Source organism: Streptomyces sp. NPDC051664 (genome assembly GCF_044453545.1).
Classification (GTDB): Bacteria; Actinomycetota; Actinomycetes; order Streptomycetales; family Streptomycetaceae; genus Streptomyces.
Map to the genome: position 1 here is coordinate 1 of NZ_JBITCU010000057.1, position 22,601 is coordinate 22,601.

The following is a 22,601-nucleotide window of genomic DNA, read 5'->3' on the forward strand; positions in this document are numbered from 1 at the left end:
GAAGTGGCTTCGAGGCCGGGGAGCGGGTCCGGATGGCCTACTATCCGTCTTCAGAGTGACGCCGGTCATATGGGCCACCCCACACGGCAAATGCCCCAAACCGGCACAAGAGTGACCCAGATCATGTGGCCTGCGTCATATTGAGGGCACCCAATTCACTCACTGTAATGCGAGAAATTCATTCTGCATTGATGGCGTGGTGGTGGAATATCGACGCTCGTCGGCGGGGAATCCTGGCCGGTGCTCGAGGACCGGTAGCCGGGGCCTGACGGGTCTGCCGACGGTGCGTACCGGGGCTGATTCAGCGTCGTACGGCCGCGTGAATGAGCCGGCCATGGGGACGGCGTTCCGGCCGGCAGCCCTGATAGAAGACGTCGACCACAGCGAGCCCCACGCACAGGCGATCTCCGGAAAACGATCGCCTATCCAGTGGTGCGCCTGCGAATCGACTCCCTGCCCTCAGGTGACGACTGCGGCGATGCCGTCGTCGCGGCGGCGGCCGAGTTCGCCGGCCTGTACGCGGCCGGTCGCCGAGAGTGTGCCCGGCAGCCGGCCCGTGGCGATCCCCGCCTCGTTGTCGGGCGTGGTGGCGTGGGTCTCGTACACGACCTCAATGGACATGCGCGGACTCCGTCGGAATCAACCGCTTCGGCAAGGGGGCGTCCGTCGGATCGGGGACTTCTCCGTCTCCAGCAAGCCCCGCAACGCCCTTGGCAGATAATCCAGTAGCGGGGCGGGAGACTGCACGACCGATACTGCACCCCGGCCATGTCCTGCACCTGCGCCACCCCGAAGGAACCTCTCCATGGGCCATGCCCTCCCGCCGTTCCACCTCCTGCCCGGAGCGCCCGCGTCACCGGTCCTGCTGCACGTACCGCACTCGGCACGTGTCGTCCCCGATCACGTACGCGCCGGAATCATGCTGGACGACGAGGCTCTGGATCTCGAACTCGACCACATCACGGATTCCCACACGGCCGAGTTGGCCGCCGAGGCGGCTACGGCCACACCTCTCACGCCGTGGCGGTTCGTCAACGGTCTGTCGCGACTCGTCATCGATCCCGAACGGTTCCCCGACGAACGCGAGGAGATGCTGGCCGTCGGCATGGGCGCGGTCTACACCCAGACCACGCACCGCGAGCCCCTTCGCTCACCGGACGTAGATCCGCAGCCCTTGATCGACCGCTACTTCCACCCGTACGCGGCAGCAATGACCGCCGCTGTCGACGCACGCCTGGCGGCCACCGGACGCGCGGTCGTCATCGACGTCCACTCCTATCCGTCGGCTCCGCTTCCCTACGAACTACACAGCACCGGGCCGCGCCCACCGATCTGCCTCGGCACCGACGCGTTCCACACACCGCCGGACCTGCTGGCCCAGGCCGAGGAGGCGTTCGCCGGGTTCGGGGGCACGGGCATCAACAGCCCCTTCGCCGGGACGTACGTACCGCTGAAGCATTACGGCGTGGACCCGCGTGTCAGCGCGCTGATGATCGAAATCCGCCGGGACGTGTACATGACCGAGCCGGGAGGCCCCGCCCACCCCACCGGATCGACCGCGCTGGCGTCGGCGCTGGCCGCCCTGGTCGGCGCGCTGTCCGGTGCGAGCGAACAGGATGCACGGGCGTGACACCCGGCCCATGCTTTTCACCGCAACACTGCCGCCTCGCGAGCCCCCGTGCAGGAACAGACAATGGTGACCAGGGCAGCAGCTCCGTGCCGGTCCCTCGAGGAGGTAGCGATGCGTCTGACCAATCTCGTCGGGGAGTCGACCGAACGCGTCAGCGCCCGCGAGGAGCTGCGCCTGGCCGAGATCGAGCTGATGCGTCACCGCGAACGCGTCGCTGACCTGCGCCGCCGGCTGCCGCTGGGGCCCCTCGTCTACGACTACGCGTTCGAGGAAGGCCCCGCGAATCTCGACGCAGGCGATGTGCCGGTGAAGACCGTGCGGCTGAGCGAGCTGTTCACCGCGCCCGGGCGCGACCTCGTCGTCTATCACTTCATGTACGGCAAGCAGCAGACGCAGCCGTGCCCGATGTGCACGATGTGGATCGACGGGTTCAACGGAATCGCCCACCACGTCGCGCAGAACGACGACTTCGCGATTGTCGCCGCGGCCGACCTGCCCACACTCCGCGCGCACGCACGGGACCGGAAGTGGGAGAACCTGCGGCTGCTCAGTGCCGGGGCCGGCACCTTCAAATACGACCTCGACAGCGAGGACGCCGAGGGAAACCAGGACTCGACGGTGTCGGTGTTCACCCGCGACAGCGACGGCTCGGTACGCCACTTCTACTCGGCACACCCCCGAATGTCCGACGACATCGACCAACGCGGCATCGACCTGCTCAGCCCGGTCTGGCACATCCTCGACCTCACCCGCCAAGGCCGAGGCAACTGGTTCGCAGAACTGAGCTACTAGCCGGAAGCACCCAAGTGCCTGCTGAGCTGGGACGATGAACCTTGTCCAGGGGTTCTCTCGGTCCAGGTGGACGGCAATGTGACAACTGACGATCAGCGACACTTCATCACCGCGACCGAAACGGCGACGCTAGCTAGGCGTTCTTGTCGATTCAGTGGAGGTTGTGCTTCCGAGGCTCCGCGTTGCGTCCGCCGGCCCTGGTGGGTCTGGACGACGGTGCTGTCCCGGGTCCGCTGACCTGGGACTTCGTGCACGAGTGGATGGCGGCCTCAAGGCCGGGTCAGGTGCTGGACAGCATCGTCGCCAGTGACTGGAACCAGGCGCCGTGGGAGAACGGCTCGGGCGGGCCGACCTCCATGCCGAGTTCGGCGGCCGCCAAGGCGTAGTCCCCCTCGTCCAGGGGGAGGGCGAGCAGCTCGTGGAGTTCGCCGACGAGGCGCGCGACCAGTTGGGGGTCAGTGGTGGCGGCGTAGTCGGCGACGGCGGCGTCGTGGCCGGCGAACTCGTCGACGATGTCCTGCGAGAACCAGCCGCCGAGCAGTTGCGCGGTCTCCGGGATGCGCGCGTGCCACTCCCAGTGCGTCTGCGGGGACGACGGTTCCGGGACGTCACCTTCCTCGATGCTCTTCTTCAGGTGGTCGGCCAGCACCATCAGCCAGCCGCCGATCTCCGACTGCGGCTTTCCGGTGTCCGGGATCGCGTAGAACTCGCCCAGGTCCTGCCGGATGCGGCCCGGAGGGTTGCGGCTGTACTCGCGCAGTTGGCGCTCCGCCTCCGCGATAGCCGAGGGGCGGGTGTGCCAGGTGTGACGGAGGTAGGCGTCCAGCGCACGACTGCGCCGCTCCGGGGTGTCGTCGGCCGGCTGCCCCAGGTACGCGCGCATCACCTGGTCCAGCTCGCCGTACCGGCGGTCGTGTTCGAGGGGCTTCATGGACATGTGCGTGCGACCCCTACAGGTAGAACGGGACGGTCGTGTGGACGACGAAGCCGTGCGGGCTCGACGGCTCGCGGCGCAGCACCACGCGCGCCGCGCGGACGTCGACGGGTCCGCGGCCCGCCAGCAGCTCGGCTTCCAGCTGGACCCGGCCCACGGGCTCCTCGCGGGAGGGCCAGGCGGCCTCGACGGTGAGGCGGGCCCGAGTGTTCTGGGCGAGCCAGCGGTGGATGGCCTGCTCGTTGGCGGTCACCACCTGCTGGGTGGCCCATTGCGCGGTCTCCCGGTCGGGGTAGGAAGCGGAACGGGTCAACACGGGGGCATCCTCTCAAATCACCTGCTCAGGAGCTGCGCTCGTACGGGGGCAGGCAGGCGGATCAGTAGTCGGAGAAGTTCCAGAACATGCCCACCTCGGTGTCCGAGACGACGATCAGGCCGCAGTCCTCTGTGTAGACGCTCAGCGGGCTGTACCCCCAGTTCGGCGTCGTGAAGTCGAGTGTGCCGCGTACGGAGCCGGGCCTGTCGACGTTGGTGTGATAGCTGGCCCCCTCCCCGTAACGCGCGAGGATCGTGCGTGCCATCGCCCGCATCTCCTCCTGGCTTTCTGCGAAGCGGGCCAGGTTGGACAGGGTGCAGCAGTCGTCCGTGAGGGCCAGGAGCAGGTTCTCGGCGCTGGCCCGGTCGATCTCCCTGAGGCGCTCAGCGACGTACTCCGGGGGGTGGACGGCGAAGGGGTAGGTGGGGGATGCCTCGCGCTCAGGGGCCTGTGCCGCGTCGTCGAGACCGGCCCAGCCCCGAGGGTCCGGGATCCGCGCCATCAGCGCGAGGACGTCAAGGACCCAGTCCTTGTGGCGACGCGGGCCTGTGGCGTCGTACGGGTACGCGTCCTCGTACAGGTGGCGTACCGCGGCTTCCCAGGACCTCTGGTCGACGGGCATGTGGTGCTGGCCTTTCTCGGCGGGGTCGCTAAGGCTTGGAGGGCATCGACGTCATGACGGTGAACGGCGGGGTGCGGCTGCTGTCGTACCGGATGCGCGTGTCGATGCCGTGTACGTCGTAGGCCTTGGCGTTCAGGCCGCCCTGCTTGTACCCGGACAAGGGGTCGCTGGGGTCCACCGGCTGCTTGCTCACGCTGCGGCCGCTGGTCTCACCGTTGGGCGCCGTGTCGTAGAACGACTTGACGTCGCCGTCGGACGCCGGCGGGGGGCCCTTGATCCATGCCTCGATGGCGACCTTGTTCTTGTTGAGATTGCGCTCGGTCAGCTCCTCCGCACGCTGATAGTTCGGGAAGGCAGAGGAGCCGCTGAGCCCGGGCTTGCCGTGCGGCCAGGCCGCGGTCGGGTCGTTCGACTGCTGGTCACGCAGGCGTTGCGCCAGCTGCTCGTCCGTTTTGCCGACGTGCTTGTCCAGGGTATGGCCGTCTCCCATGTACTCGTTGGCGGCGAGGTTCAGGTCGTATTTGCCGGTCGAGTCAATCTTCAACCAGACTTGTGAGTCCTTGAACTCCTCCAGGGCCCGAGTACCGAAGCCGTGCGCACGGGCGACGCCGGCCTCGAACTTGGGGGCGCTCAGGTATGCCTCGTCCAGCGGATCTTTCAGCGCCTCCATGCGGGCGGTCAGGCCTCCCAGGATGCCGGTGTATTTATCGACGATCCCGTTCAGCTTGCTCGTGTCGATGTTCAGTACCGTCTTGACGTCGAACGACAGGATCAGGCCCGCGCCCTTGCCGATCACGGAGGTGACGGTGCCGAGGATGCTCTTAGGGTCCTTGGGCTTGGCGAGGTCCTCGATGATCTCCTTGGCGGCCTTCCACATGGCGCGGTGGAGCTCGTCCGCGACGTCGCGGTTGAGATCGACGGCGGCCTCGGCGTACTCGCGCAGGATGGTGGCGATGTTGTCTGCCGTGTCCTTCAGTACGGCCAGGACTGGCTCGCTGCCCGTGGGGACGCGGGGCGTGCCCGGACCGGAGTTGGCGGTCTGCCCCCACTGATAGCCATGCCGCTGCTGCCCCCACGCCGTCCCTCCCCACAGGGCGCTGCAGAAGGTCCGCATCGCGGCCTCCCAGTCCGACTGCTGGTGGTTGGTGATGGCACCGACGGCCTGGGTGAGCTGGTCCGCCCCCATCGAGGCGTCGACGGAGACGTTCATCCAGCTGTGGCACAGGGAGTTGAGGTAGTGCTGCTGCGGGAAGGGGTGGACGTCCGCCACCCTTCCGACCCGAAACACGTTCTTGCACAGCGGCTGTAGGACGTCCCGGACCACCTCGGGGATGCCCTCCATCAGGCCGCGCAGGATGTCGTCGCCGCCGTCGTCGTCACCCCATTTGATGTCGGGTATCGAGTAGAAGTTCGGGGCCTTGTCGATGACCGCGGGCCGCGGGCGCTGCTCGGCCGTCTTCCCCGGCTTGGGGTGGGCCGCTGCGTCAGCCCTGGTGTAGGCGTTGGCTGTCTCGGTGAACCCGACCGCCACACCGCCGACGCTGAGCACGGAACGGCCCCAGACCTCCAGCCAGCGATTGCCGATCTTCATGTACGACTGGGCAAACTTCCGAGCCTCGGTGCCGGCGCCCCCTGCGTCGGGGTACTTGCCCAGCTCCCCCAGAAGCTTGTTGGCACCGCGTAACAGGTACTCCTGCTGCACGGCGACCCGGCCGGACACCGACCAGAGATCGCTCGGCTTGACGTCGATGGTGCCGTTGCCACCCGGTGACTGGGTGGGTGAGGAGGGGCCGGCCATCAGGCGCCGCCTCCCCAGCCTTCGAGTACGGACCTGTTGGCCGCGGCGTAGTTCAGGTGCCCCTTCACCACTACCTCGTGGAGCCAGGCCTGGGTGGCTTTGAGGTCGTCGGCGGAGTGGCTCCACTTGTCCAACTCGTCGATGAAGGCCTCACGTGCCTCACCGTCCCAGCTCAGCACGACCTTAGTGGCCCGCTCGTACAGCGTGTCCAGCTTCTCGTTGAGGACGCGGAGGATCGCCTCCAGATCCCCCGAAAGTCGCTGCAGGGTGGCGAAATCGACGGTGATCCGGTCTTCGTCCGGCATGGTGCTGATCCCCCGTGGTTCAGACGTCCACGCGCGTTCTCCCTCTGAACAGCGAGCTTGAGGCCGCTGTACCGAAGAAGCTCCGCTACCAACCGGGGCATGTCGTCGCCCGCCTCACCCTCGGCGGCCGGCGCCTCCGCATGCGAATAGCGGCGACCTGGCCCTGGAGACATGAAGTGGCCTTCTCGCCGAGCGCTGCCTGCCGTTCGCGCCACCGGGATTCGGGATTGCGCCACCCTTCGCGCCCCTGCAGCCCTCGGAGGAGCAGTGTCCGGCCGGATCCAAGCCCGCGAGCGCCTCACCCGGGGAGGCCGCGCCATCGCCGCCTCACGACACCCGGACACCCCCCTTGCTTACTGCTCCGTAACCTCTGATCTACCTCAGATTTGTTCCTGCGTGACGTTGGGCACTGCCAGAATCGCAGGATTCCCGGATGATGTGGCGTCGGACCGTGTCACGGTGACGACTCCCTGGCCCGCCACGGCCGGGAACGCCCACCTTCCCCTCACAAAGGCGAACCCTCTCCATGAGTGACCGCATCACAGCGGCCGAAACGCTCGTTGCCGCCCCACCGGCGGCGGGCTCCCCCCACGTGGACGCCGGCGATGCCGGGTACAGCAAGGACCTCAAGTCCCGCCACATCAACATGATCGCCATCGGCGGAGCGATCGGCACCGGGCTCTTCCTGGGCGCGGGCGGCCGGCTGGCCGGGGCGGGTCCGTCACTGGCCATCGCCTATGCGGTCTGTGGCGTCTTCGCGTTCTTCGTCGTGCGCGCACTGGGCGAGCTGGTGCTCTACCGGCCGTCCTCCGGCGCCTTCGTCTCGTACGCCCGTGAGTTCATGGGCGAGAAGGGCGCCTTCGCGGCCGGCTGGCTGTACTTCCTGAACTGGGCTACCACGGCGGTGGCGGATATCACCGCGGCTGCCACCTATGCCCACTTCTGGGGCATGTTCAGCGACGTCCCTCAGTGGATCCTCGCGCTGATCGCCCTCGCCGTCGTCCTCACGGCCAATCTCATCTCGGTGAAGTACTTCGGCGAGATGGAGTTCTGGTTCGCGATCATCAAGGTCGGCGCCCTCGTCGCGTTCATGCTGATCGGCATCTTCCTGGTGGTGACCCAGCACCCGGTGGACGGTCACACGCCCGGTTTCTCCACGATCACCGACAGTGGTGGCATCTTCCCCGTCGGCATGCTCCCGATGCTGTTGGTGATCCAGGGTGTCGTCTTCGCGTACGCGTCCGTCGAGCTGTGCGGCGTGGCCGCCGGTGAGACGAAGAGCCCCGAGAAGATCATGCCCAAGGCGATCAACTCGATCATGTGGCGTGTCGGTCTCTTCTACGTCGGCTCGGTGGTGCTGCTCGCCCTGCTGCTGCCGTACACCTCGTACTCGGGGGACGAGAGTCCGTTCGTCACCGTCATGGACAAGCTCGGCATCCCGGGCGCGGCCGGTGTGATGAACCTTGTCGTGCTGACCGCGGCGCTCTCCAGCCTGAACTCCGGGCTGTACTCCACCGGCCGCATCCTTCGCTCGATGGCGCTTTCGGGGTCGGCTCCCAAGTTCACCGGGCGGATGAACAAGGGGCAGGTGCCCTACGGCGGCATCCTGCTCACCGCCGGCTTCGGTGTCCTCGGTGTCGGGCTCAACTACGTCATGCCGGGCGAGGCGTTCGAGATCGTCCTCAACTTCGCGTCGATCGGCATCCTCGGCACGTGGGGCATGATCATGCTCTGTTCGCTGCTGTTCTGGCATCGCTCACGCGACGGCCGGGTCACCCGCCCTTCGTACCAGCTGCCCTGGGCCCCGTACACGCAGATGGTCACGCTGGCATTCCTTGCCACGGTCGTGTTCCTGATGTGGTGGGGCGGCGGAGTGGGCCGTACGACCGTGATGTGCCTGCCGCTGATCGCGGCCGCGCTGGTCGGCGGCTGGTTCGTCGTCCGGCGACGGGTGAACGACCTGGCGCGGGAACGCGAGGACGCCTGACGGTCCTCGGTACCGGCGACGGCCCTCGCGGAAGGCTTCCTTCCGCGGGGGGCCGTTCCCGTGCCACCCGTCAGTCGAGCAGGGCCTCGGTGACGCGCTCGACGGCGCGTGGCCTTCAGCACAATTTACCCATTAAGTACAGATGACCCCATATAAATGGCTTTATAGCTAGCTGCACTCCCTCGGCATCCAGCTCCAGGGATTCAACGATTAGTGACACGGGAGAAGCGTTTGATCACGGCACGTAAAGCACGCACCCGGCTGATGGTTGCAGTCGGTGTACTCGGCGGTGTGGTCTCACTCGCGGCCCTCGGCGGTACCAGCAACGCTGCTGCCAGCGGTAACGATGTCGGGAATCACCCGAAACCGCAGGCGCGGGCGGATCAGGCGGCCACCCAGGAGGCTTCCGACGCCCGAATAAAGATCACGCCCAAGCAAGGTTCCTACGACGTCGGGATCAACGACTCCGTCAAGGTCACCGTCAGCGACGGCAAGCTCACCAAGGTGACCATGACCGCCGTCGCGACCGGTGCCGAGGTTCCGGGCACCCTGTCCGCCGACGGCACGTCCTGGAAACCGAACGGCCGGCTGGAGCGGGCCACCAGGTATCAGGTCACCGCAGAGGCCAAGGACGCCAAGGGCCGCTCCGTCACCGGGAACGCCACGATCACCACGCTCTCCCCGGCCAACAACTTCATCGGGCACCTCTCCCCCGAGGACGGCTCGACCGTCGGCGTGGGCATGCCGGTGACGGTCGACTTCGACAAGGCGATCAGCGACAAGGCCGGCGTGGAGTCGACGATCCAGGTCAGCTCCAGCAGCGGTCAGCAGGTCGTCGGCCACTGGTTCAAGGACGACCGCCTGGACTTCCGCCCCAAGAACCACTGGAAGCCCGGCTCCACCGTCACCGTCACGCTCGACCTCCACGGCACCCAGAAGACGGTCACGTTCAAGATCGGCCGGAGCCAGATCAGCACGGTCGACGCCAAGACGAAGCAGATGACCGTCGTACGGGACGGCAAGACGATCAGGACCATCCCGATCTCGTCCGGCAGCACCGAGCACCCGACGTACAACGGTCAGATGGTCATCTCCGAGAAGTTCAGGCAGGTCCACATGAACGGTGCGACCGTCGGCCTCACGAAGAAGGACGGCAGTCCCTCCTACGACATCGCGGCCGTACCGCACGCCATGCGCCTGACCGCCTCGGGCACCTTCATCCACGGCAACTACTGGGGTGCCGACGCGCTCTTCGGCAAGGTCAACACCAGCCACGGCTGCGTGGGCCTGAAGGACGTCAAGGGCGGCGGCGACGGCAAGCAGCCCGCCGCGTGGTTCTTCGACAACTCGATGATCGGTGACGTCGTGATCGTCAAGAACTCCGAAGACAAGACCATTCTGGCCCCCGACAACGGCCTCAGCGACTGGAACATGCCGTGGAGCGAGTGGGTCGCGGGCAGCGCGACCGGCTGACGCCACGTCACTCCTCAGGAATCTGAACCTGAATCCCTTCCGCCAGGCGGCGGGCGACACCGTGTCGCCCGCCGCCTGCGGCGTCAGGGCGCTCGAGCATCCCTCGCCGCGTGCGGGACGGCGGTTGCGTCACGTCGCCCAACAGACGACCGATGTCGGCGGACCGGGGGCCGTTCGACACCAGTGCTGCGCGCCCATCGCCCGCCGGTCCCGCCTGGTACTGCGACGGAAGAAGCTGATCGCGAACAGCGCGGTGTTCAAGACCCCCGGGGCCACAGGTCATGCACGGCGTCGTCCATCACGTCCTCCCTCCACGGCGCATCCTGCGGTCCGGCCGACAGGCGGCCAGGGCGGTTCCCGGCTGCCCCCTTCAGGGTCGTGGCGGGGGCCGACGAAGACCGGGCCGACATGACGAACCAGCCCCATCCGCTGGGATGCAGCAGACATTTCCACCGTCGTCTCCCACAACCTCCCCTACAAAAAGCGAACTTGTTCCCGTCACATCAGTAACACGACGGCAACACAGCACCGTTGACGCGTTTCAGTGCTGACCTTAGGCTCGCTCGCCAAAGGTTCCGGCCAGGGTTCACACACGTGATCCCGTTCCTGACATGTCTACGACAGTCCGTCGTCGCTGCGATGGCGGGCAGGGCGCTGCCGCTCGACCGGAAACGCCGTTCCGCTCCGTACCGACGACTCGGGAGAACATGTGAACAGACGTCGCGCGCCCGGCTGGGCCGCCTCGGCACTCGTCACCACTCTGGCGCTGACCGGCGCACTCGCCGGCCCCGCCGTCGCGTCACCGGACGCCGCTTCCGCTCGGACCCCGACCACGGCGGTCGCCACCGCGACCGACGACATCACGCACGAGCAGAACGACCGTGTCCCAAAGGGCTCGGTCTGGACCCAGCACTACTTCCCGTCCTCGGACGACTCCGGCACCGAACTGCACGGCGACCTGCTGATGCCCGAAGGCGTGCCCACTGGGCAGAAGGTGCCGGTCATCCTCTCCATCGGTCCGTACTTCGGCCACATGGGCCAGACGAACCCCGAGGGCTGGACCCACACCGGTCCCTCGAATCGCTTCCAGGACTTCATCGAGGGCAGCGACCTCTTCGCCCACGGCTACGCGTTCCTCATGGTCGACCTGCGCGGCTTCGGCGGTTCGACCGGCTGCCTCGACTGGGGCGGTCCCGGTGAGCAGGCCGACGTGAAGGCCGCGATCAACTGGGCCGCGAGCCAGCCGTGGTCGACCGGCGCGGTGGGCATGTACGGCAAGTCCTACGATGCCGTCACCGGGCTCATCGGCAACGACCTGAAGCAGTCCGCGCTGAAGGCCGTTGTCGCCGGGGAACCTCTCTGGGACATGTACCAGTACATCTACTCCAACGGCGTCCCCCGCCCGAATGTGACCGGAACCGCGAATGCCTACAACGGCATTGCCACGATGGCCCCGCTGTCGGACGACGACGTGCGCTATCAGGCCAACGCCCGGTACGAGGACGACCACCCCGGGTGCCTGACGGAGAACTCGGCCGGTTACCGGATATCCGACCGGAACGACCCGTTCTGGACCTCCCGTGACCTGGCCAAGATGGCTCGGGGCACCAAGACGCCGCTCTTCGTCACCCAGGGCTTCATCGAGAACAACACCAAGCCCGAGGAGATGCAGGAGTACCTCACCAACCACACCGGCCCGGAGCGCGGTTGGGTCGGCCAGTGGGACCACGTGCGTGGTGGCGACCGGGTGAGCGACGGTCGCCTGGCCATGGGTCGCGAGGGCTGGTACGACGAGACGCTGTCCTTCTACGACCAGTACCTCAAGGGAGTTCGGCCCTCGGTCGACTACCCGACGTACTCCGTCGAGGACTCCACCGGTCACTGGCGCGCTCAAGAGACTTGGCCGGTGGTGGAGCGCGGAGTCACCCTCCCGCTGGGGAGGGGCAGATACCTCGACGACGGCGATGCCTCCGCACGCGCCAACCTTGCCGCAGCCGGCACAACGGCGCCCAAGGCAGTGCAGCCGTCGGGCAACTGGGACATGGAGAACGCGCCGGCGACCGAGCAGCCGGCGCCCAAGGGTCTGGCCAAGGGGATTGCTAAGAGGCAGCAGCCCGGTGAGGTCGGCTCCAGCTTCTTCGTCTGGTCGCAGCCACTCACCCAGGGCGTACGGGTGACCGCCACACCGAACATCTCGCTGACCGCGAAGGGCAAGGGCAACGTCATGCTCAAGCTCTACGACGTCGGCCCGGACGGCAAGGCCGTGATGTTCGACGAGCAGGTCTCCCTGCTGAAGGCGGGCCGGATGAGCATCGACCTCAAGGCGACCGACTGGACGCTGGCGGCCGGGCATGTCCTGGCCGTGGAGATCGGCTCGATCCAGACCGGGTCGTGGCGTGACACCCCATCGGGTCAGACCATCAAAGTCTCGGGCGCCGTACTGAGGCTGTCCCTGGACGATCCATCCGACGACGTAGCCACCCAGGGAGACCGCTCACCGTACCTGGACACCTACCTGCGCCAGTACACGGTGGACCTGCCGGCCGGACAGGCATCCTTCACCGTGACGCCCGGCGGCCACATCTGATCCCACGCCCACAGGTCGGCGCCGGCCGGCACGGCTCCCGGACCCGCTCCGGAGCACCGTCCGGCGCCGACCCAGGCACCAGCCCAGGCACCGGGCGACGTCTCCCCCGATCAGTGCCTCGTTGTCCTGATCATGTGTGGCAGGGGGAGTTGACTGACGACGAGTGGGCGATGCCAGTGCCTCTGCTGAATGACCCGTGACGAGATCACCCGGCTCGTACGCTCCATCAGCGCCTGACCGCCGCCGTCCGTCAAGCGGCAGCCGCGGACAAGGCGGAGATCTACCGCCATCTCGGGCTCGCCCTCGTCTACGACCCCGGAAAACACAAAGTGCTGGTTGAGACGAGTCTCAACCAGCACATGTCGACAACCCGTAGATTGCCGTTCGGTGTCCGAGGGGGGACTTGAACCCCCACGCCCGATAAAGGGCACTAGCACCTCAAGCTAGCGCGTCTGCCATTCCGCCACCCGGACTAGGTGATCGGCCCCGGTCTCCCGCGGCGACAAAGGAAACAATACCAGGGGTTTGGGGTGCCTCTCATCTGCATATTCGGTGGTCAGTGCGGTGTGGTGGGTGCGCACGAGGGGCCCGGGGAGCATCGCGTACGGTCCGGAGCCGTTCATATACGCACAGTGCTCCGGAGGTTCGCCGGGCGGCTTGCGGGCCTGGTGAGGGTGGCCGGGCTACCTTCGCGGACATGAGTGATCGCGGCTATCGGCGGCCCCGGACGCTGTCCCCCTTGCGTGAGCACCTGCGCGATACGTTCTGGTTCGCTCCGACGGTGGGTCTGCTGTGTTCCTTCGCGCTGTGGTGGGGCGTCTCGGCGCTCGATGCGGAGATCGTCACGCACCTGAAGGACGAGCAGGCGTACGAGGAAGTCGGCGATCTGATCAGGTTCGCCGACGATGCCAGGACCATCGTCACCACCGTCAGCTCGGCGATGATGACCTTCATCGGTGTCGTGTTCAGCATCTCGCTGGTGGCCGTGCAGATGGCGAGCGGTCAGCTCACGCCCCGGGTGGTGCGGATCTTCGTCAGGAGCCGGATCACCAAGCTGACGCTGACGGTGTTCCTGGCGACGTTCGCGTTCTCGCTGCTGGTTCTGACCTCGTACGAGAGCGAGAGCGACCCACGGCGGGTCACGTCCGTGCCGCTTCTGCAGAGCACGCTGACGCTGGCCATGGTGGGCCTCAGCCTGTTGCTGTTCATCGCATACGTGAGCTCGACGCTGCGGCTCATGCAGGTGGGACCGGTCGTCGGTCGCATCACCCATGAGTCGCTGCGGGAGCTCGCGCGGATGCCCGGTGAGGTGCGGGAAGCGCTGCCGCTCGGGGCGGAGACCGGTCGGATCGGGTACTCGGGGCGGGCGGGGGTGCTGCGCGATGTGAATGTGGCACGGCTGGTGCGGGCTGCCCGGCGGCAGGGGGTGGTGTTGCGGCTGATCCCGCGGATCGGGGACTTCATGGTGCCGGGCACGCCGGTACTGGCCGTTCATGGTGGGGCCGCTCCGCCGGGGCGGATGCTGAGGTGCACGATCTCGGTGGGAGTCGAGCGCACACCGCACCAGGATCCGGCTTTCGGGCTGCGTCAGCTTTCGGACATCGCGTTGCGGGCGCTGTCCCCGGCGGTGAACGATCCCACCACTGCCGTGCAGTGCCTGGACCGCATCGTGCAGTTGCTGGCCGCCATGGTGCACCTGCCGCTCGGGGCGGTGCAGCACCGGGACGGGGCGGGTGCGGTGCGGCTCGTGCAGGACGGAACGGAGTGGACCGATCTGGTGGATCTTGCCTTCGAGGAGATCCGATGGTGCGCGACGAGGAGTCCGCAGGTGTCCCGGCGGATGCTGGCCGGGATCGACGATGTGGTGGTGCCGGCCCCGGAGGACCGGAAGGGCGCGCTGCTCAGGCACCGTGAGCTCCTGGTGAAGGCCGTGGAGCGCACGGTGCCCGACGTCACCGAGCGGGAGTTCGCGCTCATTCCCGATCGTCAGGGGATCAGGTGAGGCGGGTGCTCCTCCTGGGTGTCACGGCATCAGGTGGTAGTCCGGGAAGTTGCCGGGGAGGCGCTCCCCTGCCGGGCCGTCCGTCACCGCCCTGACCAGCAGTTCGCCCCCCACGAAGGCGCCGCGCCAGGACGCGCCGAAGCCGCCGAAGAGTTCGTCCCGGTCGCCTCGGGAGCGGGGGGTGCCGTGGCCGGTCTTGAACGCGCGGATCTGTGGCGCCAGGCGCTCGTACGTTGCCGGGTCGTCGGTCGAGAGCGTGGCCACCAGGGCGCCGTTCGAGGCGTTCATGGCGGCCAGGAGTTCCGCCTCGGTGTCGACGAGGACGATCGTGTCGACCGGGCCGAACGGTTCCGCGTGGTGGAGCGGGGAGGACGGAGGCGGATTGAGGAGCGTGACCGGTTGGAGGTACGCGCTGGTGTCCTGTCCCGGGAGGAAGTGTGCGTCGGCCGTCGATCCTCGGTGGAGAGGGATCGCGCCCCGGTCGATGGCCTCCGCCACCTGATCGGCCAGTTCCTTGGCCTTCGCCGCGTTGATCAGCGGGCCGAAGTCCAGGGTGGGGAGCGGGCCTGTCGGGTCCGCCACCGCCAGGGGGTGGCCGGTGCGGAGTGAGCGGACGGCGGGGAGGTAGGCCGACAGGAACTCGTCGAACGCGCTGCGCTGGACGACGAAACGCGGGTACGCGGTGCAGCGCTGCTTGCCGTAGTCGAAGAGCTTCGGGATGACGGCGGTCAGGGACGGCCAGTCCGTGAAGTTCCAGATGCCCCAGGTGTTGAGACCCTCCTGTTCGAGGATGTGCCGTTTGCCGAGGTCGGCGACTTCGGTGGCGATACGCGCCCCGGTGTCCCGGCCGCCGACGAAGGAGACGCAGCCGATCTCGGACGAGCGGACGAGGGGTGCGGAGAGTTCGCTTCCGCTGCCGCTGAGGAGGGTGAGCGGGATGCCCTCGCGTGCGGCGAGGGCGCAGGCCAGGGTGAGACAGGCGACGCCGCCGTCGGTCGGGGTCTTGGCGATGACCGCGTTGCCGGCCAGGGCCTGTACGAGCATCGCGTGGACCAGCACGGACATGGGGTAGTTCCAGCTGGCGATGTTCGAGACCGGGCCGGGGAGCGGGGTGCGGTCGGCGAGGAGGCGGTCGATGTTGTCGACGTACCAGCGGACACCGTCGATCGCGCGGTCCACGTCCGCCTGGGCGAGGCGCCAGGGTTTGCCGATCTCCCAGACGAGGAGGAGCGCGAGGAGTTCCCGGTGCTCGGTGAGCGCGTCGAGGGTGGCGGAAACACGGGCGCTGCGCTCGGCGAGCGGGATGTGACGCCAGGCGCGGTGCTGGTCGAGGGAGGCCCGGACCGCCTGTTGGGCCGTCGAGGCGTCCAGGCGGGGCGGGCCGGCGATGGGAGTGCCGTCGACGGGGCTGGTGGCGGGGAGGGGGCGGCCGTCCTGCTGCCAGGACGCAGCCCAGAGGTTGAGGACACGGTCGGCCTGGAATGCCTCGGGGGCGGTGGTGAGGCAGCGTTGCCAGGCGTCCGACCAGGCTGTGCCTGGTTTGAGGGTGAGGGAGGGGGCGTTGGCGCTGATGGGTGGGGTCGGTGCCATGGAAGTCTCCGCTCTCGGTGCACAGTCGGGGCGGGAGGTGGGACGGCTTGCTCCTACCGGACGGTAGTGAAGCCGGTGCGGGGAAGGCAGGGGTGTTGCCTCAGTGGTGAGGGACGTCACGCGGTCGGGGGTGAGGGTCGGGACCGGGGTGCGGGGTGGGTGCCGTGGTCGCGGGGGTGGGCGCCTGCGGCGGGCCTTCCCCTACCCGCCCCTTCCCGAAACCGGGGCTCCGCCCCGCACCCCGGTCCTCAATCGCCGGGACGGGCTGGATCGTCGCCCGGACGGGCTGAAACTGTCCGACTAGCTGCCTGTGCCCGACGAGCCGGACGTGTCCGAGGGGCCGGGAATCCCCAGCTTCTCCCGTACCAGTCCGGCCGTCTCCGTCGGTGTGGCGCCGACCCGTACCCCTGCCGCCTCCAGCGCCTTCTGTTTGGCCTCCGCCGTGCCCGACGAGCCCGAGACGATGGCACCCGCGTGGCCCATCGTCTTGCCCTCGGGGGCCGTGAAGCCCGCGATGTAGCCGATCACCGGCTTGGTGATGTGCTGAGTGACATACGCCGCCGCTCGTTCCTCCGCGTCACCGCCGATCTCGCCGATGAGGACGATGAGTTCCGTGTCGGGGTCGTTCTCGAACGCCGTCAGGCAGTCGATGTGTGTGGTGCCGATGACCGGGTCGCCGCCGATGCCCACCGCCGACGTGAAGCCGATGTCGCGGAGTTCGTGCATCAGTTGGTACGTCAGCGTGCCGGACTTCGAGACCAGGCCGATCCGCCCCGGCCCGGGCGCGATGTCGGCCGGGATGATGCCCGCGTTGGACTGGCCGGGGGTGATCACGCCGGGGCAGTTGGGGCCGATGATGCGGGTGCCGCGGGTACGGGCGTGGGCGTGGAAGGCCACCGCGTCGTGGACCGGGATCCCTTCGGTGATGACCACCGCCAGGCCTATGCCGGCGTCGGCCGCTTCCATGACGGCCGCCTTGGCGAAGGGCGGCGGGACGAAGACCACCGTGACGTCCGCTCCGGTGGCGTCCATTCCTTCGCGTACGGAGCCGAAGACGGGGACCTCGGTGCCGTCGAGGCCGACCTTCCGGCCCGCCTTGCGCGGGTTGACACCGCCTACGATCCGGGTGCCCGCCGCGAGCATCCTGCGGGTGTGCTTCATGCCCTCGGCGCCGGTCATCCCCTGGACGAGGACCTTGCTCTCCTTGGTGAGAAATATGGCCATGTCCGGTCTCCTTAGGCTGCGTCGGCCAGTTGGGCCGCTCGGCGCGCGGCGCCGTCCATCGTGGTGGCCTGCTCGACCAGGGGGTGCGCGTGTGCGTCGAGGATCGCGCGGCCACGGGCGGCGTTGTTGCCGTCCAGGCGGACGACGAGGGGTTTGGTCAGGCGTACGGACCGCAGTGCCTGGACGATGCCGTCGGCGACCGCGTCGCAGGAGGTGATGCCTCCGAAGACGTTGACGAAGACCGACTTCACTGCCGGGTCGGAGAGGATGACGGAGAGGCCGTCGGCCATGATGCCTGCCGAGGCGCCGCCGCCGATGTCGAGGAAGTTGGCCGGGCGGGCACCGCAGCCGGCGACGACGTCGAGGGTGGACATGACCAGTCCGGCGCCGTTGCCGATGATGCCGACCTCGCCGTCGAGTCTGACGTAGTTGAGGCCCTTGGCCGCGGCCGCCGACTCCAGTGGGTCTCTGTGCGGATCACCGGTCCGCGTTCCCCAACGGGACTGGCGGAACAGGGCGTTGTCGTCGAGGGTCACCTTGCCGTCGAGCGCGAGGATCCGGCCGTCCACCGTACGGACCAGGGGGTTGACCTCGACCAGCAGGGCGTCCTCCCTGGTGAGCACCTGCCACAGGCGCTGGAGCACGGGGGCGGCCTCGGGCGGCAGGGCCGCCGCTGCGGCGATCTGTGCGGCCTTGCGTTCCGTCACTCCTTGGACGGGGTCGATCGGAATGCGGGCCACTGCCTCCGGCCGGGTTGCGGCGACCTCCTCGACCTCCATGCCGCCCTCTGCGGAGGCGATGGCAAGGAAGGTGCCGGTGGTTCGGTCGAGTACGTAACTGACGTAGAACTCCGCCTCGATCTCCACGGGTTGGGCGAGCATCACCGACCGCACCGTGTGGCCCTTGATGTCCATGCCGAGGATCTGGCGGGTGGTCAGTTCGGCGGCCGCCGGGTCGGCCGCGATTTTGACTCCGCCCGCCTTGCCCCGGCCGCCCGTCTTCACCTGCGCCTTGACGACGACCCGGCCACCGAGCCGGCCCGCTGCTTCCTTTGCGTCGGCCGCGCGGTCGATGACCTCGGCCTCCGGTACCGCTATGCCGTGTTCTGCGAAGAGTTGCCGTGCCTGGTGCTCGTACAGATCCATAGCCACTCCCGATCGTGCCGATTGTGAAAGTGCCGCTCGCCCCCTGGACACCACCCACCGGATGCGGGATAACAAGCTTCATACAGTATTCGTCGACTGTATGCAATGTACAGCGGGAGCGCGGGCAATGGCTCCTGCGATCCCGTCCGTGCTCGCTGCGAAGCAGGCGCGGCCCGACAAGGAGGTCGTGGCGCTCTTCGGCGACGGTGCGTTCTCCCTGACCGGATGGGACTTCGAGACGCTGGTCCGCTACAACCTCCCGTTCGTCGGGATCGTCGGCAACAACTCCTCGATGAACCAGATCCGTTACGGCCAGAAGGCGAAGTACGGCGACACGCGCGAGCGGGTCGGCAACACCCTGGGCGACGTGCACTACGACAAGTTCGCCCAGATGCTGGGTGGTTACGGCGAGGAGGTGCGCGACCCCCCCGACATCGCGCCGGCACTTCAGCGGGCCCGGGAGTCAGGACTGCCGTCGCTGATCAACGTCTGGGTCGACCCCGACGCGTACGCCCCCGGAACCATGAACCAGACCATGTACAAGTAGCAGAGGAGCCCTTTGCATGACCAAAGCTCTTGAGGGCGTGCGCGTCCTCGACATGACGCACGTACAGTCCGGCCCCTCCGCCACCCAGCTGCTCGCCTGGCTCGGCGCCGACGTGTTGAAGCTCGAGGCGCCGAGCGGCGACATCACCCGCAAACAGCTGCGCGATCTGCCCGATGTCGACTCCCTCTACTTCACGATGCTCAACTGCAACAAGCGGAGCATCACCCTCAACACGAAGAGCGAGCGCGGCAAGGAGATCCTCACCGAGCTGATCCGCCGCTCGGACGTGATGGTGGAGAACTTCGGGCCCGGCGCCGTCGACCGGATGGGGTTCACCTGGGAGCGGATCCAGGAGATCAATCCACGGATCGTGTACGCCTCCATCAAGGGGTTCGGTGAGGGCCCGTACACCAACTTCAAGGCGTACGAGGTCGTCGCCCAGGCCATGGGCGGCTCGATGTCCACCACCGGCTTCGAGGACGGTCCGCCGCTCGCGACCGGCGCGCAGATCGGAGACTCCGGAACCGGCATCCACGCGGTCGCGGGCATTCTGGCCGCGCTGTTCCAGCGCGAGAACACCGGACGCGGCCAGCGTGTCAACGTCGCCATGCAGCATGCGGTGCTCAACCTGTGCCGGGTGAAGCTCCGCGACCAACAGAGGCTGGCACACGGGCCGTTGGCGGAGTATCCGAACGAGGACTTCGGCGACGAGGTGCCGCGCAGCGGCAACGCGAGCGGCGGCGGGCAGCCCGGATGGGCGGTGAGGTGCGCTCCCGGCGGGCCCAACGACTACGTGTACGTCATCGTGCAGCCCGTCGGCTGGCAGCCCCTCGCCTCGCTCATCGGGCGCCCGGAACTGGTGGACGACCCCGAGTGGGCGACGCCCGAGGCCCGCCTGCCCAAGCTCGACAAGATGTTCCAGCTCATCGAGGAGTGGTCCGCGACGCTCCCCAAGTGGGAGGTGCTGGAGCGGCTGAACGCGCACAACATCCCGTGCGGCCCGATCCTCTCCACCCAGGAGATCATCGAGGACGAGTCCCTGGTCGCCAACGAGATGGTCGTCCAGGTGGAGCACCCGGAGCGCGGCACGTTCACCACCGTGGGCTCCCCGCTGAAGCTCTCCGACTCCCCGGTGGATGTGGTGGCTTCGCCATTGCTCGGCGAGCACAACGAAGAGGTGTACGTCGGTGAGCTGGGCCTCGGCGACGAGGAGCTACGGCTTCTGAAGACGAACGGAGTCATCTGAGCATGGTCGAATCACAGGACCGCGAGACCGTACGGACGTTGCTCGACTCCGTCCGGGCCGCCGGACGCAGCGCCCTCACCGCACCCGAGGGCAAGATCGTCGCCGATGCGTACGGGATCGCCGTGCCGGGCGAGGAGTTGGCACAGGACGTCGACGAGGCGGTGGCCTTCGCGGACCGGCTCGGCGGACCGGTCGTGCTGAAGATCGTCTCCCCCGATGTGCTGCACAAGACGGATGCCGGCGGTGTCGTCGTCGGGGTGGAAGGCAGCGCTCAGGTGCGTGCCGCGTTCCATCGCATCATCGAGAACGTGCGGGCGTACGCGCCCGACGCGCGGATCGACGGTGTACAGGTGCAGCAGCTGGTGCCGCCCGGCCAGGAGGTCATCGTCGGCGCGGTCACCGACCCGACGTTCGGGAAGGTCGTGGCCTTCGGGCTGGGCGGCGTGCTGGTGGAGGTGCTCAAGGACATCACCTTCCGCCTGGCCCCGGTCACTGCGGACGAGGCGCTGTCGATGCTCGACTCGATCGGCGCGGCCGAGATCCTGCGCGGGGTGCGGGGTGCGCCGCCGGTGGACCGGGGGGCGCTGGCCGAGCAGATCCGGCGGGTCTCCCGACTGGTCACGGATTTCCCGGAGATCGCCGACGTCGACCTCAATCCGGTCATCGCCGCTCCGGACGGTGCGGTCGCGGCGGACATCCGGATCCTGCTGGCGACGGAGACGGTCAAGCAACGGCGTACCTACCCGCGCGAGGAGATCCTCGCATCGATGCGCCGGCTGATGGAGCCCCGCTCGGTCGCCGTGATCGGTGCCTCCAACGAGCCGGGCAAGATCGGCAATTCGGTGATGCGCAACCTCATCGACGGCGGCTTCTCCGGGGAGATCCATCCGGTGAACCCCCGGGCCGATGACATTCTGGGCCGCAAGGCGTACAGGAGTGTCGCGGACATTCCCGGTGAGGTGGATGTGACGGTCTTCGCGATCCCCGCCAAGTTCGTGGCATCGGCGCTGGAAGAGGTCGGGCGCAAGGGGATACCCAATGCGGTCCTCATCCCTTCCGGATTCGCCGAGACCGGTGAACAGGCGCTGCAGGACGAGATCGTGGCGATCGGCGAGCGGTACGGCGTACGGCTGCTCGGGCCGAACATCTACGGCTACTACTCGACGTGGCAGGACCTCTGCGCCACCTTCTGCACCCCGTACGACGTGAAGGGTGGGGTGGCTCTGACCTCGCAGTCCGGTGGCATCGGCATGGCCGTCCTCGGCTTCGCCCGTTCGACGAAGACCGGTGTGTCGGCGATCGTCGGGCTCGGCAACAAGTCCGACATCGACGAGGACGACCTGCTGACCTGGTTCGGCGAGGACCCGAACACCACGTGCATCGCGATGCACCTGGAGGATCTCAAGGACGGGCGCGCGTTCGTCGAGGCGGCGCGGGCGACCGTACCGAAGAAGCCGATCGTGGTGCTGAAGGCCGGCCGTACCAGCGCCGGCGCGAAGGCAGCGGGTTCGCACACCGGGGCGCTGGCGGGCGACGACGCCGTGTACGACGACATCCTGCGCCAGGCGGGGGTGATCAGGGCGCCGGGGCTGAACGACATGCTGGAGTACGCGCGGGCGCTGCCCGTGCTGCCGACGCCCAAGGGCGACAACGTCGTCATCATCACGGGGGCGGGCGGCTCGGGCGTGCTGCTGTCGGACGCGATCGTCGACAACGGGCTCTCCCTCATGGAGATTCCGCCGGATCTGGACGCGGCGTTCAAGGCGTTCATTCCGCCGTTCGGTGCGGCCGGCAACCCGATCGACATCACGGGCGGCGAGCCGCCGTCCACGTACGAGGCGACGATCCGCCTCGGCATGGAGGACCCCCGCATCCATGCGCTGGTCCTCGGCTACTGGCACACGATCGTCACTCCCCCGATGGTCTTCGCCGAGCTGACCGCACGGGTGGTCGCGGAATTCCGCGAGCGCGGGACCGAGAAGCCCGTGGTGGCGTCGCTGGCCGGCGACACCGAGGTGGAGGAGGCGTGCCAGTACCTCTTCGAGCACGGCGTCGTCGCGTACCCGTACACGACGGAGAAGCCGGTGGCCGCTCTGGGCGCCAAGTACCGATGGGCCCGTGCGGCCGGGCTGCTGGACGGTGATCGATGAACTGACGGCGAGAGCTCGAACCACGGGGTCTGCGGCGAACCGCTCGGCCACAGACCCCGGGCGACGCGAAGTGGGAACGGACAGGGGGCGCCGGCCAGACTTCTTCCACGCAAGGGGTTCGATCGATCATGACGACGACAGACATCTCCACATCCGTCCCGTTCAGGGAGGTGACGGACCGCAACGGCCGCGTGTTCCGGCTCGGTGAGAGCGATCGGGACATCATGCGGAGACCGCGCTGGACCATGGTGCT

The 22,601-nt window shown here is 67.9% G+C and carries 18 protein-coding genes and 1 tRNA gene; 9 read left to right on the forward strand and 10 right to left on the reverse strand.

What is annotated here, in order from left to right; translation table 11 throughout:
• Positions 1-459 precede the first annotated feature (459 nt).
• Positions 460-621: a hypothetical protein gene (locus ACIA8E_RS39930; RefSeq protein ID WP_399306609.1), complete on the reverse strand. Its 162-nt coding sequence runs from the start codon at positions 619-621 to the stop codon at positions 460-462.
• A gap of 184 nt (positions 622-805) precedes the next feature.
• Here ACIA8E_RS39930 and ACIA8E_RS39935 point away from each other — a divergent pair, with 184 nt between their 5' ends.
• Together ACIA8E_RS39935 and ACIA8E_RS39940 are read left to right on the forward strand one after the other, a co-directional pair.
• Complete coding sequence (locus ACIA8E_RS39935) at positions 806-1,630, forward strand: N-formylglutamate amidohydrolase (RefSeq protein ID WP_399306612.1); 825 nt, start codon at positions 806-808, stop codon at positions 1,628-1,630.
• Positions 1,631-1,741: 111 nt separating this feature from the next.
• Positions 1,742-2,422, forward strand: coding sequence for a DUF899 family protein (locus tag ACIA8E_RS39940; RefSeq protein ID WP_399306615.1), 681 nt, complete (start codon positions 1,742-1,744; stop codon positions 2,420-2,422).
• Positions 2,423-2,702: 280 nt separating this feature from the next.
• Here ACIA8E_RS39940 and ACIA8E_RS39945 read toward each other — a convergent pair whose 3' ends face one another.
• The 5 genes from ACIA8E_RS39945 to ACIA8E_RS39965 form a co-directional block, all read right to left on the reverse strand.
• Complete coding sequence (locus tag ACIA8E_RS39945) at positions 2,703-3,359, reverse strand: contact-dependent growth inhibition system immunity protein (RefSeq protein WP_399306618.1); 657 nt, start codon at positions 3,357-3,359, stop codon at positions 2,703-2,705.
• A gap of 13 nt (positions 3,360-3,372) precedes the next feature.
• Entirely contained in the window at positions 3,373-3,672 is a 300-nt protein-coding gene (locus ACIA8E_RS39950) for an RNase A-like domain-containing protein (protein WP_030980544.1), read from the reverse strand.
• A gap of 61 nt (positions 3,673-3,733) precedes the next feature.
• Entirely contained in the window at positions 3,734-4,294 is a 561-nt protein-coding gene (locus ACIA8E_RS39955; RefSeq protein WP_399306621.1) for a hypothetical protein, read from the reverse strand.
• A gap of 28 nt (positions 4,295-4,322) precedes the next feature.
• On the reverse strand, positions 4,323-6,092 hold the full coding sequence (locus ACIA8E_RS39960) for an RNase A-like domain-containing protein (RefSeq protein ID WP_399306624.1): 1,770 nt from the start codon (positions 6,090-6,092) through the stop codon (positions 4,323-4,325).
• Complete coding sequence (locus ACIA8E_RS39965) at positions 6,092-6,397, reverse strand: WXG100 family type VII secretion target (RefSeq protein ID WP_399306627.1); 306 nt, start codon at positions 6,395-6,397, stop codon at positions 6,092-6,094. Before ACIA8E_RS39965 ends, ACIA8E_RS39960 begins: the two co-directional genes overlap by 1 nt.
• A gap of 526 nt (positions 6,398-6,923) precedes the next feature.
• On the opposite strand from ACIA8E_RS39965, the gene ACIA8E_RS39970 reads away from it, so the two are divergent.
• From ACIA8E_RS39970 to ACIA8E_RS39980, 3 genes are all read left to right on the forward strand, one after another.
• Complete coding sequence (locus ACIA8E_RS39970; RefSeq protein ID WP_399306630.1) at positions 6,924-8,384, forward strand: amino acid permease; 1,461 nt, start codon at positions 6,924-6,926, stop codon at positions 8,382-8,384.
• A 264-nt stretch (positions 8,385-8,648) separates the two neighbouring features.
• Positions 8,649-9,857, forward strand: a complete 1,209-nt coding sequence (locus ACIA8E_RS39975) for an Ig-like domain-containing protein (protein WP_399306657.1) — start codon at positions 8,649-8,651, stop codon at positions 9,855-9,857.
• Between the two features lie 709 nt (positions 9,858-10,566).
• Complete coding sequence (locus tag ACIA8E_RS39980) at positions 10,567-12,444, forward strand: CocE/NonD family hydrolase (protein WP_399306633.1); 1,878 nt, start codon at positions 10,567-10,569, stop codon at positions 12,442-12,444.
• A 388-nt stretch (positions 12,445-12,832) separates the two neighbouring features.
• Here the strand turns inward: ACIA8E_RS39980 and ACIA8E_RS39985 are convergent.
• Positions 12,833-12,917 (reverse strand) — tRNA-Leu (locus ACIA8E_RS39985).
• Positions 12,918-13,141: 224 nt separating this feature from the next.
• Between ACIA8E_RS39985 and ACIA8E_RS39990 the strand changes: the two genes are divergently transcribed.
• The gene (locus ACIA8E_RS39990; protein WP_399306636.1) at positions 13,142-14,446 is read left to right on the forward strand and encodes a DUF2254 domain-containing protein; all 1,305 of its coding nucleotides are present in this window, start codon (positions 13,142-13,144) and stop codon (positions 14,444-14,446) included.
• A gap of 21 nt (positions 14,447-14,467) precedes the next feature.
• On the opposite strand, the gene ACIA8E_RS39995 is transcribed toward ACIA8E_RS39990, so the two are convergent.
• From ACIA8E_RS39995 to sucC, 3 genes are all read right to left on the reverse strand, one after another.
• Positions 14,468-16,036, reverse strand: coding sequence for an aldehyde dehydrogenase family protein (locus ACIA8E_RS39995; RefSeq protein WP_399306638.1), 1,569 nt, complete (start codon positions 16,034-16,036; stop codon positions 14,468-14,470).
• Positions 16,037-16,336: 300 nt separating this feature from the next.
• Positions 16,337-17,260: a succinate--CoA ligase subunit alpha gene (gene sucD / locus ACIA8E_RS40000; RefSeq protein WP_399306641.1), complete on the reverse strand. Its 924-nt coding sequence runs from the start codon at positions 17,258-17,260 to the stop codon at positions 16,337-16,339.
• A gap of 11 nt (positions 17,261-17,271) precedes the next feature.
• Positions 17,272-18,405 (reverse strand): ADP-forming succinate--CoA ligase subunit beta, encoded by a 1,134-nt coding sequence (gene sucC / locus ACIA8E_RS40005; RefSeq protein ID WP_399306644.1) that lies wholly within the window; start codon positions 18,403-18,405, stop codon positions 17,272-17,274.
• 61 nt (positions 18,406-18,466) lie between these two features.
• Between sucC and ACIA8E_RS40010 the strand changes: the two genes are divergently transcribed.
• Genes ACIA8E_RS40010 through ACIA8E_RS40020 form a run of 3 tightly spaced genes read left to right on the forward strand, consistent with a single transcriptional unit; the run spans position 18,467 to position 22,348 of the window.
• Positions 18,467-18,952, forward strand: a complete 486-nt coding sequence (locus ACIA8E_RS40010; protein ID WP_399306647.1) for a thiamine pyrophosphate-dependent enzyme — start codon at positions 18,467-18,469, stop codon at positions 18,950-18,952.
• A gap of 16 nt (positions 18,953-18,968) precedes the next feature.
• Entirely contained in the window at positions 18,969-20,198 is a 1,230-nt protein-coding gene (gene frc, locus ACIA8E_RS40015; protein ID WP_399306651.1) for a formyl-CoA transferase, read from the forward strand.
• Between the two features lie 2 nt (positions 20,199-20,200).
• The gene (locus tag ACIA8E_RS40020) at positions 20,201-22,348 is read left to right on the forward strand and encodes an acetate--CoA ligase family protein (RefSeq protein ID WP_399306654.1); all 2,148 of its coding nucleotides are present in this window, start codon (positions 20,201-20,203) and stop codon (positions 22,346-22,348) included.
• Positions 22,349-22,601 lie beyond the last annotated feature (253 nt).